The following is a 10,441-nucleotide window of genomic DNA, read 5'->3' as shown; positions in this document are numbered from 1 at the left end:
AGCACGATCACACCGAACCAGTCCACCGACATCGTCATCGCCTGCGAGAGCGCCTCGGTGAGCGCGCCGGAGGGGGTCAGCCGCGCGGCCAGCTTGACCGCCGTCGGGGTGATCCCGGTCTCCAGCGTCAGCGCGCCAAGGCCCGCGAAGACGAACCACATCAGGTTGGCGACCGCCAGCACGATCTCCGCGCGCAGCGTCCCGCCGAGCAGCAGGCCCAGCGCCGCGAAGACCACGGTACCCAGTGCGATGACGCCCGCGCCCAGCACCAGGGCCGCCGGCGTGGGTCGCCAGCCCAGCGCAAAACCGATGGCGCCCAACAGGATTGCCTGCAGGAACACGACGGTGACCACCGCGAGTGACTTGCCGGCGATGATGCCCCAGACCGGAAGCGGGGTGGCGCCGAGCCGCTTGAGCGCGCCGTAGCGCCGATCGAAGGCGACCGCGATCGCCTGACCGGTGAACGCCGTCGAGATCACCGCCAGCGCCATGATGACCGGCGTGAAGGTCGCCGCGCGCTGCTGGCCGAACGCGCCGAGCGGCAGCAGCGTGAGCCCGACCAGCAGCGTGATCGGAATGAACATGGTCAGCAGCAGCTGTTCGCCGTTGCGCAGCAGCAGCTTGAGTTCCAAACCGAACTGCGCGGCGAGCATTTTCGGCACCGCGCTGGGCCGTGGGTCGGGAGCGAAGATGCCCGCGGGGAAGGCGTTCGATCCAGTCTCGTTGTGCGTCAAGGCCTTAACTTCCTGCCGGTGAGGTCGAGGAACACATCCTCGAGGCTGCGTTGCTCGACGCGCAGGTCGGTGGCCAGGACGTCGATCCGGGCGCACCACGCCGTGACGGTTGCCAGCACCTGGGGGTCGACGTGCCCCTCGACCAGGTACTCACCCGGCGTCACCTCGGTGGCTTTGTAGTCCTCCGGCAGCGCGGAAGACAGCAACGACAGATCGAGGCGCGGCGGCGCGCTGAATCGCAACTGGTCCTTCGCCCCGCTGCGCATCAGCTCCGTGGGCGTACCGGAGGCCACCATGGCTCCGTGGTCGATGATCACCAGCCGATCGGCGAGCTCCTCGGCCTCCTTGAGCTGGTGGGTGGTCAGCACCACCGTCACGCCGTCGCGGCGCAGGGCGTCGATCAGCTCCCAAACCAGCAGTCGGGCGTGCGCGTCCATGCCGGCGGTGGGCTCGTCGAGGAACACCAGTTCGGGGCGGCCGACCAGCGCGCACGCCAGCGCCAGACGCTGCTGCTGGCCGCCGGAGAGTCGTCGGTAGGTGGTGCGGGCGGCGTCGGTGAGGCCGAGCGTGTCCAGCAGCCACGCCGGGTCCAGCGGGTCGGCGGAGTAGGCCGCCACCAGGTTCAGCATCTCTCCGGCGCGGGCCGCGGGGTAGGCGCCGCCGCCCTGCAGCATCACCCCGATGCGGGTGCGCAGCCGCGCGTTGTCGGCTATCGGGTCCAGGCCGAGCACCTCGATGGTGCCGGCGTCCGGACGCACGAAGCCCTCGCACATCTCGACCGTCGTCGTCTTCCCGGCGCCGTTGGGGCCGAGCAGGGCCACCACCTCGGCGGCGTGCACGTCGAGGTCGAGGTTGCAGACGGCCTCCACGGCCGTCGCCCCGGATCCGTATTTCTTGGTGACCCCGCGCAGCCGCACCACTGCCTCAGGAGATACGCGCGATTCTGGAAAGGCCGAGCTCACGTGGAATCAGCGTAGGCGTCGCGCGCCGGCGTGGGCTGGGGGGGCGACGGTGTGGCCGGCGTCACCTTCGTGCCGCTGACGGGTCGGCCATCGGTCTCGGCGCCCTGGACCGGGGAGCGGCGCCACGGCATTCGGGTATACGTCAGCCCGATGAGCGCGAGGACGATGACGGTGCTGGCCAGGGTGGCGTCGATGATCTGGAAGAGCGCGAACCGGTCGCCGTTGGCGGTCGGGCCGAAGATCCCGACGACCAAGCTGATGATTATGGCCGCCACCCGGAAGCCCGTGCGGGTCGCCCAGGCGGCCAGCGGAATGATCGCCCACAGCAGATACCAGGGCTGCACGACGGGGAACAGCAGCACCGTGATGCCCAGCGCGACACCCAGTCCGCCGATCGGGTGCAGCCGGCCGCGGAAAACGGCGAGCAGCAACCAGGCCACCATCACCGTGATGATCAGCACCCCGATCGCGCGGGTCAGCCCCAGTACCGCCGTGGTGTGGTCCCCTAGGCCCAGCAGGATTCCCACCTGCCCCGTGCCGAGTGCCAGCAGCGTGGGCGGCGACATCCAGCTCCGCACCACGTTGGCGGTGCCCAGCGTGTAGATCCAGCCGAACCCGAGGCCGCTGGCCCAGCCCACCAGTGCCATCACCACCAGCGACAACGCCGCCATGCCGCCGCCCGTCAGCAGCAGCGCGCGCAGGGTCCCACCGCAGCGGTGGGCCAGCGCCATTGTGACGAAGCCCAGCGCCAGCAGGGAGGGCAGCTTCACCTGCGACGACAACACGATCAGGACGGCGCCGGCGACCAGCATCCCCAGCGGCTCCCAGTCCGGGCCCAACCGCTTCCACGACGCGGGCAGCAACCGAGGTGCATCGACGCCGCGCAACGCGAATTCGGCCCCGGCCAGCATCAGGCCCAGCATCAGCGCCTCGTTGTGCACGCCGGCCACCAGGTGCATGATCAGCAGCGGATTGGCTGCTCCCAACCACAGCGCGCTGACCTCGGCGACGCCGCAGCGCCGGGCCAGCCGCGGCGTCGCCCAGACAATCAGTCCCACGCCCAGCAACTCGACCAGCCGGTGACACAGCACGGCGGCGACGATGTTCTCGCCGGTGATCGCCGAGATGCCGCGCCCGATCCACAAGAACAGCGGGCCATAAGGTGCGGGCGTCTCGCGCCACAGCGTCGGTACCGACAGCGTGAAGATATGGGACAGGCCGAGTCCCGAAGCCGGCCCCACCCGGTACGGGTCCAGACCTTCCAACGAGATCTGGCTCTGCGCCAGATACGAGTAGACGTCCTTGCTGTACATCGGCGGGGCGATCAGCAGCGGCAGCACCCACAGCAGCAGGGTTCGGTCCAGTTCGCCGCGCGACATCCGCCGACTCCCCAGGGCGAACCGACCGAGCATCAACCAAGCCAGCGCCATCATCACCGCGCCGGTGGTCGTCATGGTCAGCGACACGGTCTGGATCCGCGATGGGAGGTTGAGCAACCGGACCCCGAACGTGGGGTCCTGGACGACGGGCCGGGCCCCGGCGCCGAGCGCGCCGATCGCCATCACCACGGTGCCGGTCGCGCCGAACAGGCGGGTGCGGCGCAGCGCGGTGAGCTCGGTATCGTTCAGCGGCGAGCCCACTGCTTGCTCATCGCCGTGCAGACTCGCGATCGATGAGCTCAGCGTGTGGTGGCGGGCTGCCATCAGAGCAGCGTAGCCCCCGCGGTGAGCCGACTCGGCGGTGTGACCAGTGCAACGCGTACAGAGGGGACCCTTGCTAGACCGATCCCCGGAATTGCGTCACACTGGTGTTGTGAAAATCCGAACCAGCCCCGATGGGGCCACTGGGGGCGGCGGCGTCGCTCCCGGCATGGCCGACGTCGGCGCACCGGTGCCGGATGGTCACACCCGCCGCGCGATCGTGCGCCTGCTGCTGGAGTCCGGATCGATCACCGCCGGTGAGATCGGTGGCCGGCTGGGTCTGGCGGCCGCCGGCGTGCGCCGCCACCTCGACGCCCTCATCGAGGCCGGCGACGCCGAGTCGACCGCGCCCGCGGCGTGGCAGCAGGTGGGACGCGGGCGTCCCGCCAAGCGCTATCGGCTCACCGCGGCCGGGCGGGCCAAGCTCGACCACGCCTACGACGACCTGGCGGCCGCGGCCATGCGGCAGCTCCGCGAGATCGGTGGTGAAGAGGCGGTGCAGGCCTTCGCCCGGCGGCGCATCGACACCATTTTGGCCGACGTTCCCGCGGCCGACAGCGCGGCCGACACCGACGTCGAGGCGACGGCCGACCGGATCGCCACCGCGCTGACCAAGGCCGGCTACGTCACCACCACCGCGCAGGTCGGCGGGCCGATCCACGGCGTGCAGATCTGCCAGCACCACTGCCCGGTGTCGCACGTCGCCGAGGAATTCCCCGAGCTGTGCGAGGCGGAACAGCACGCCATGGCCGAGGTGCTGGGGACGCACGTCCAGCGGTTGGCGACCATCGTCAACGGCGACTGCGCCTGCACCACGCACGTACCCCTGACTCAGGCGCCCAGCCCGCGCCATATGACCGACACCACGAGCATCAAAGGAGCGTCTCGATGACACTCACCCCCGAGGCCAGCAAGACGGCTACCGCGCCGCTGACTCAGGAAGAGGCGATCGCCTCGCTGGGGCGGTACGGCTACGGCTGGTCGGACTCCGACGTCGCCGGGGCCAGCGCCCAGCGCGGCCTGTCGCCGGCCGTCGTTCGCGACATCTCGGCGAAGAAGAACGAGCCCGAGTGGATGCTGCAGACGCGGTTGAAGGCGCTGCGCATCTTCGATCGCAAGCCGATGCCGGGGTGGGGCTCGAACCTGGAGGGCATCGACTTCGACAACATCAAGTACTTCGTGCGTTCGACGGAAAAGCAGGCAGCCTCGTGGGAGGACCTGCCCGAGGACATCCGCAACACCTATGACCGCCTGGGTATCCCGGAGGCCGAGAAGCAGCGTCTGGTCGCCGGCGTTGCGGCCCAATACGAATCCGAGGTGGTCTACCACCAGATCCGCGAGGATCTGGAGGCCCAGGGCGTCATCTTCCTCGACACCGACACCGGTCTGCGCGAGCACCCCGAGATCTTCCAGGAGTACTTCGGCACGGTGATCCCGGCCGGGGACAACAAGTTCTCGGCGTTGAACACCGCGGTGTGGAGCGGCGGGTCGTTCATCTACGTGCCGAAGGGGGTGCACGTCGACATCCCCTTGCAGGCCTACTTCCGGATCAACACCGAGAACATGGGCCAGTTCGAGCGGACGCTGATCATCGCCGACGAGGGCTCCTACGTGCACTACGTCGAAGGCTGCACCGCGCCCATCTACAAGTCGGACTCGCTGCACTCGGCGGTGGTCGAGATCATCGTGAAACCCAATGCGCGCGTTCGCTACACGACGATCCAGAACTGGTCGGGCAACGTCTACAACCTGGTCACCAAGCGGGCCCGCGCCGAGGCCGGCGCCACCATGGAGTGGATCGACGGCAACATCGGGTCGAAGGTCACCATGAAGTACCCGGCGGTCTGGATGACCGGCGAGCACGCCAAGGGCGAGGTGTTGTCGGTGGCATTCGCCGGCGAGGACCAGCACCAGGACACGGGTGCAAAGATGCTGCACCTGGCGCCCAACACGTCGAGCAACATCGTGTCCAAGTCCGTGGCGCGCGGCGGCGGCCGTACCTCCTACCGCGGACTGGTGCAGGTGAACAAGGGCGCGCACGGATCGCGCTCCAGCGTGAAATGTGATGCGTTGCTGGTCGACACGATCAGCCGCAGTGACACCTACCCCTACGTCGACATCCGCGAGGACGACGTCACCATGGGCCACGAGGCCACCGTGTCCAAGGTCAGCGAGAACCAGCTGTTCTACCTGATGAGCCGCGGCCTGACCGAGGACGAGGCGATGGCCATGGTGGTCCGCGGCTTCGTCGAGCCGATCGCCAAAGAGCTGCCGATGGAGTATGCGCTGGAGCTCAACCGCCTGATCGAGCTGCAGATGGAGGGCGCTGTCGGATGACCGCCGACAACGTGACTTCAGCTTTGGAGAAGCCGTCGAAGGGGAGTTCGCTTACCGGATTGAATAAGGGGGAGCTGTTCTCCTCGTTCGATGTGGACGCGTTCGAGGTCCCGCACGGTCGCGACGAAATTTGGCGGTTCACCCCGTTGCGCCGGCTGCGGGGGCTGCACGACGGCTCGGCGCGCGCCACCGGCAAAGCCGAGATCAGCATCAGCGAACAGCCCGGCGTGCGGGTCGAGACCGTACGCCGCGGCGACGAGCGGCTCGGCCAGGGCGGCGTACCGACCGACCGGGTTGCCGCCCAAGCGTTTTCGTCGTTCAACTCAGCAACCCTGATCACCGTCGAGCGCGACACCCGAGTCGCCGAGCCGATCGGTGTCACCGTCAACGGGCCCGGCGAGGGCGCGGTGGCCTACGGGCACCTGCAGATCCGGGTGGCCGAGCTCGCCGAGGCGGTCGTCGTCATCGACCAGCGGGGCAGCGGAACCCTGGCCGACAACGTCGAATTCGTCGTCGACGACGCCGCCCGGCTCACCGTGGTGTGGCTCGCCGACTGGGCCGATGACGCCGTGCACGTCAGCATGCATCACGCCAAGCTAGGCAAGGACGCGGTGCTGCGCCACGTCGCCGTCATGCTCGGCGGCGAGGTGGTGCGGATGACCGCCAACGTGCGGTATCTGGGCACCGGCGGCGACGCCGAGCTGCTCGGCCTGTACTTCGCCGACGACGGGCAGCACCTGGAGTCGCGGCTGCTGGTGGACCACGCCCAGCCCGACTGCAAGTCGAACGTGTTGTACAAGGGTGCGCTGCAAGGTGATCCGCACTCCGCGCTGCCCGACGCGCGCACCGTCTGGATCGGCGACGTGTTGATCCGCGCCGAAGCCACCGGCACCGACACCTTCGAGGTGAACCGCAACCTGGTGCTGACCGACGGGGCACGCGCCGACTCGGTGCCCAACCTGGAGATCGAGACGGGTGAGATCATCGGGGCCGGACATGCCAGCGCCACCGGCCGTTTCGACGACGAGCAACTGTTTTACCTACGTTCCCGCGGCATCCCCGAGGAGCAGGCGCGCCGCCTGGTGATCCGCGGCTTCTTCGCCGAGATCATCTCCAAGATCGCGGTGCCCGAGATCCGGGAACGCCTGACCGCAGCCATCGAACACGAACTGGCCATAACGGAAAAGACGGAAACAGCAACCTCATGACCACTTTGGAAATCAAAGATCTGCACGTCAGCGTCGTCAACCCGAACGCCGCCGAGTCCGAGCGCGAGATCCCCATCCTCAACGGCGTCGACCTGACGGTGAAATCCGGTGAGACACACGCATTGATGGGCCCCAACGGTTCGGGCAAGTCGACGCTGTCCTACGCCATCGCCGGCCACCCCAAGTACACGGTGACCTCTGGCTCCATCACGCTGGACGGTCAGGACGTGCTGGCGATGAGCATCGACGAGCGCGCCCGGGCCGGAATCTTTCTGGCCATGCAGTATCCCGTCGAGGTGCCCGGCGTCTCGGTGTCCAATTTCTTGCGCTCGGCGGCGACCGCCGTGCGCGGGGAGGCCCCGAAGCTGCGGCACTGGGTCAAAGAGGTCAAGGCGGCGATGGGCTCGCTCGAGATCGATCCCGCCTTCGCCGAGCGCAGCGTCAACGAGGGTTTCTCCGGCGGCGAGAAGAAGCGCCACGAGATCCTGCAGCTGGAACTGCTCAAGCCCAAGATCGCCATCCTCGACGAGACCGACTCGGGACTCGACGTCGACGCGCTGCGGGTGGTCAGCGAGGGTGTGAACCGTTATGCGGAGACCGGCTGGGACGATGGCACCGGCCAGCCGGTGCGTGGCGGCATTTTGCTGATCACGCACTACACCCGCATTCTGCGCTACATCCACCCCGAATACGTGCACGTGTTCGTCGGCGGGCGCATCGCCGAATCCGGCGGTTCGGAGCTGGCCGACGAGCTCGAGCAGAACGGCTACGTCCGCTTTTCCCAAGCGGCGGCAACCGGAGCCTGACATGGCGACATCCTCCGCGGCGGTCTCACCCCTGGATGTCGCGGCCATCCGCGCCGATTTCCCGATCCTCAAGCGCGTCATGCGCGGCGGAAATCCGCTGGCATATCTGGATTCCGGCGCGACATCGCAGCGGCCGCTGCAGGTACTCGACGCCGAGCGCGAATTCCTGCTCACCTCCAACGGCGCGGTGCACCGCGGTGCGCACCAGCTGATGGAGGAGGCCACCGACGCCTACGAGCAGGGGCGGGCGGACATCGCGGCGTTCGTGGGCGCCGAGTGCGACGAGCTGGTGTTCACCAAGAACGCCACCGAAGCGCTCAACCTGGTGTCGTATGTGCTGGGGGACAAGCGTTTCGAGCGTGCTGTCGGACCGGGCGACATCATCGTCACCACCGAACTCGAGCACCACGCCAACCTGGTTCCGTGGCAGGAACTCGCCCGGCGCACCGGGGCGACCCTGCGCTGGTACGGCGTCACGGACGACGGGCGCATCGACCTCGACTCACTGGAGCTCGACGAACGCGTCAAAGTCGTCGCCTTCACCCATCATTCGAACGTGACCGGCACGGTGGCGCCGGTCGCCGAGCTGGTCAGTCGGGCGCGGGCGGTGGGCGCGCTGACCGTGCTGGACGCCTGCCAGTCGGTGCCGCATCAGCCGGTCGACTTCCACGCGCTCGATGTGGACTTCGCGGCCTTCTCCGGACATAAGATGCTGGCCCCCAACGGCGTCGGCGTTCTTTATGGCCGCCGTCAGCTGCTGTCGGCCCTGCCGCCGTTCTTGACCGGCGGCTCGATGATCGAAGCCGTGACCATGGAGGCATCGACCTACGCGGTGGTGCCGCAGCGGTTCGAGGCCGGCACTCCGATGACGTCGCAGGTAGTCGGATTGGGCGCGGCCACCCGTTACCTCAGCGCCATCGGCATGGTGGCCGTGCAGGCCCACGAGCACCAGCTGGTCGCCGCGGCCATCGACGGGCTATCCGGCATCGATGCCGTGCGCATCCTCGGCCCGACGTCCATGGAGAACCGCGCCTCGCCGGTGTCTTTCGTGGTCGACGGCGTGCACGCGCACGACGTCGGGCAGGTGCTCGACGACGAGGGCGTCGCGGTGCGCGTGGGTCACCACTGCGCCATGCCGCTGCACCGCCGGTTCGGCGTGGCGGCCACCGCTCGGGCCTCATTCGCGGTGTACAACACCTCCGAGGAGGTGGAGCGTCTGGTTGCCGGTGTGCGCCGCGCTCTGGATTTCTTTGGGAGAGGCTGACATTGCGTCTCGAGCAGATGTATCAGGACGTGATCCTGGACCACTACAAGCACCCGCAGCATCGCGGGCTGCGGGAGCCGTTCGGCGCCGAGGTGTTCCATGTCAACCCGGTCTGCGGTGACGAGGTCACGCTGCGGGTCACGCTGTCCGAGGACGGTGAAACGGTTGCCGACGTGTCCTATGACGGGCAGGGTTGCTCGATCAGCCAGGCGGCGACCTCGGTGCTCACCCAGCAGGTGATCGGTCAAAGCGTCGGCGAGGCGCTCAAGACCATCGCAGCGTTCACCGAGATGGTGTCCTCCCGCGGCGCCATCGAGGGCGACGAGGACGTGCTGGGCGACGGGATTGCGTTCGCCGGGGTGGCCAAATACCCAGCACGGGTGAAATGCGCCCTGTTGGGGTGGATGGCGTTCAAAGATGCTTTGGCCAAAGCTTATTCGGGCCAGGACGCGGACCTTCAGGAGGATACAGATGAGCGACACCACCGCGCGGGATGACGAATTCCTTGCCGACCTCGAGGAAGCGATGCGTGACGTCGTAGACCCCGAACTCGGCATCAACGTAGTCGATCTCGGGCTTGTCTACGGGCTGAACGTCGAGGCGGGCGACGACGGAACCGTTGCCCTCATCGACATGACACTGACGTCGGCGGCCTGCCCGCTGACCGACGTCATTGAAGACCAGTCGCGCAGTGCGTTGGTGGGGGCAGGCTTGGTCGACGACCTGCGGATCAACTGGGTGTGGAACCCGCCGTGGGGTCCGGACAAGATCACCGAGGACGGCCGCGAGCAATTGCGCGCCCTCGGCTTCACCGTCTGAGTCCGCTCGGTTCCCACGCCTGTGGCGCGGCCGCGGCTTTCGGCGTGGCCTAGAGGTGGATGTGCGGGAGATGGGGCAGATGCAGGTGGTGGTGTGGGTGCCCCATCGGCGGGCACGTCTCCACGCTGATCATCGCCGCGTGCAGGACGCCGCCATCCTGAGTTCCTTGGGCCCCAATGCATTTACCGTTCGTGATCGCCTGGGTATCCGACGGCGTCTGCCGCTGGTATGAGGTCGAGTCGGCGACGGTCACGTTGGTGGAGGCGCCCGGGCCGCCGGGGCCCAAACCGTTGACGGCGATGGTGTTGCCCGAGACCGAGGCGACCGTGCCGTAGAACCCGGCCGGAGGTGGGCACTTGCCGTCCGCGGACTGGGTGACCGTTACCGCCTGGGCGGTGATCGCACCCGGAGGCGGCGCGCTCTGCGGGGTGGCTTTGATGTTGACGCAACTGCCGGGCGTCACATCGGTCAGCTTCGCCGGGGTGACGTCGACGACCCTGGTCTGGGGTGTGTAGTCAACCGTCGCCGACCCGGTTCGCGTGCGGAGCGCGACCGTGCCATTCGAATTCGACTGCACCATGCCCTCGACGTAGTCCTTCCCGATCGGAGGG

The 10,441-nt window shown here is 68.1% G+C and carries 11 protein-coding genes; 7 read left to right on the top strand and 4 right to left on the bottom strand.

What is annotated here, in order from left to right:
* The 3 genes from A5686_RS26215 to mptB form a co-directional block, all read right to left on the bottom strand.
* On the bottom strand, window positions 1-653 hold a 653-nt coding region (locus A5686_RS26215), incomplete at its 3' end, for an ABC transporter permease (RefSeq protein WP_231986492.1).
* A 77-nt stretch (window positions 654-730) separates the two neighbouring features.
* Window positions 731-1,696: an ABC transporter ATP-binding protein gene (locus A5686_RS26210; RefSeq protein WP_067940587.1), complete on the bottom strand. Its 966-nt coding sequence runs from the start codon at window positions 1,694-1,696 to the stop codon at window positions 731-733.
* The gene (gene mptB / locus A5686_RS26205; protein WP_067940584.1) at window positions 1,693-3,399 is read right to left on the bottom strand and encodes a polyprenol phosphomannose-dependent alpha 1,6 mannosyltransferase MptB; all 1,707 of its coding nucleotides are present in this window, start codon (window positions 3,397-3,399) and stop codon (window positions 1,693-1,695) included. Before mptB ends, A5686_RS26210 begins: the two co-directional genes overlap by 4 nt.
* Window positions 3,400-3,508: 109 nt before the next feature.
* Between mptB and A5686_RS26200 the strand changes: the two genes are divergently transcribed.
* Genes A5686_RS26200 through A5686_RS26170 form a run of 7 tightly spaced genes read left to right on the top strand, consistent with a single transcriptional unit; the run spans window position 3,509 to window position 9,830 of the window.
* Entirely contained in the window at window positions 3,509-4,288 is a 780-nt protein-coding gene (locus tag A5686_RS26200; RefSeq protein ID WP_067940581.1) for a metalloregulator ArsR/SmtB family transcription factor, read from the top strand.
* Window positions 4,285-5,733, top strand: a complete 1,449-nt coding sequence (gene sufB, locus A5686_RS26195) for a Fe-S cluster assembly protein SufB (protein WP_067940578.1) — start codon at window positions 4,285-4,287, stop codon at window positions 5,731-5,733. The genes A5686_RS26200 and sufB overlap by 4 nt, the downstream gene beginning before the upstream one ends.
* Complete coding sequence (gene sufD / locus A5686_RS26190; RefSeq protein WP_067940575.1) at window positions 5,730-6,941, top strand: Fe-S cluster assembly protein SufD; 1,212 nt, start codon at window positions 5,730-5,732, stop codon at window positions 6,939-6,941. Before sufB ends, sufD begins: the two co-directional genes overlap by 4 nt.
* The gene (gene sufC / locus A5686_RS26185; RefSeq protein WP_067940572.1) at window positions 6,938-7,747 is read left to right on the top strand and encodes a Fe-S cluster assembly ATPase SufC; all 810 of its coding nucleotides are present in this window, start codon (window positions 6,938-6,940) and stop codon (window positions 7,745-7,747) included. Before sufD ends, sufC begins: the two co-directional genes overlap by 4 nt.
* 1 nt (window position 7,748) lies before the next feature.
* The gene (locus A5686_RS26180) at window positions 7,749-9,011 is read left to right on the top strand and encodes a cysteine desulfurase (RefSeq protein WP_067940570.1); all 1,263 of its coding nucleotides are present in this window, start codon (window positions 7,749-7,751) and stop codon (window positions 9,009-9,011) included.
* Complete coding sequence (sufU, locus tag A5686_RS26175; protein ID WP_156750250.1) at window positions 9,008-9,508, top strand: Fe-S cluster assembly sulfur transfer protein SufU; 501 nt, start codon at window positions 9,008-9,010, stop codon at window positions 9,506-9,508. Before A5686_RS26180 ends, sufU begins: the two co-directional genes overlap by 4 nt.
* Window positions 9,483-9,830: a metal-sulfur cluster assembly factor gene (locus A5686_RS26170; RefSeq protein WP_067940564.1), complete on the top strand. Its 348-nt coding sequence runs from the start codon at window positions 9,483-9,485 to the stop codon at window positions 9,828-9,830. Before sufU ends, A5686_RS26170 begins: the two co-directional genes overlap by 26 nt.
* Before the next feature lie 49 nt (window positions 9,831-9,879).
* Here A5686_RS26170 and A5686_RS26165 read toward each other — a convergent pair.
* Window positions 9,880-10,441 (bottom strand): DUF5666 domain-containing protein (locus A5686_RS26165; protein WP_067940562.1); only part of this gene is annotated, 562 nt, incomplete at its 5' end.

It is taken from the genome of Mycobacterium sp. E2479, assembly GCF_001667925.1.
GTDB lineage: Bacteria > Actinomycetota > Actinomycetes > Mycobacteriales > Mycobacteriaceae > Mycobacterium.
The sequence above is the reverse complement of the archived record's forward strand: the minus strand, read 5'-3'. Positions and strand labels throughout refer to the sequence as shown.

What these genes read in the sequence shown, in the direction of transcription:
- sufD (WP_067940575.1), top strand. Translation starts at nt 5,730, where the DNA reads ATGACCGCCGACAACGTGACTTCAGCTTTGGAGAAGCCGTCGAAGGGG.
- sufB (WP_067940578.1), top strand. Translation starts at nt 4,285, where the DNA reads ATGACACTCACCCCCGAGGCCAGCAAGACGGCTACCGCGCCGCTGACT.
- A5686_RS26180 (WP_067940570.1), top strand. Translation starts at nt 7,749, where the DNA reads ATGGCGACATCCTCCGCGGCGGTCTCACCCCTGGATGTCGCGGCCATC.
- A5686_RS26170 (WP_067940564.1), top strand. Translation starts at nt 9,483, where the DNA reads ATGAGCGACACCACCGCGCGGGATGACGAATTCCTTGCCGACCTCGAG.
- mptB (WP_067940584.1), bottom strand. Translation starts at nt 3,399, where the DNA reads ATGGCAGCCCGCCACCACACGCTGAGCTCATCGATCGCGAGTCTGCAC.
- sufC (WP_067940572.1), top strand. Translation starts at nt 6,938, where the DNA reads ATGACCACTTTGGAAATCAAAGATCTGCACGTCAGCGTCGTCAACCCG.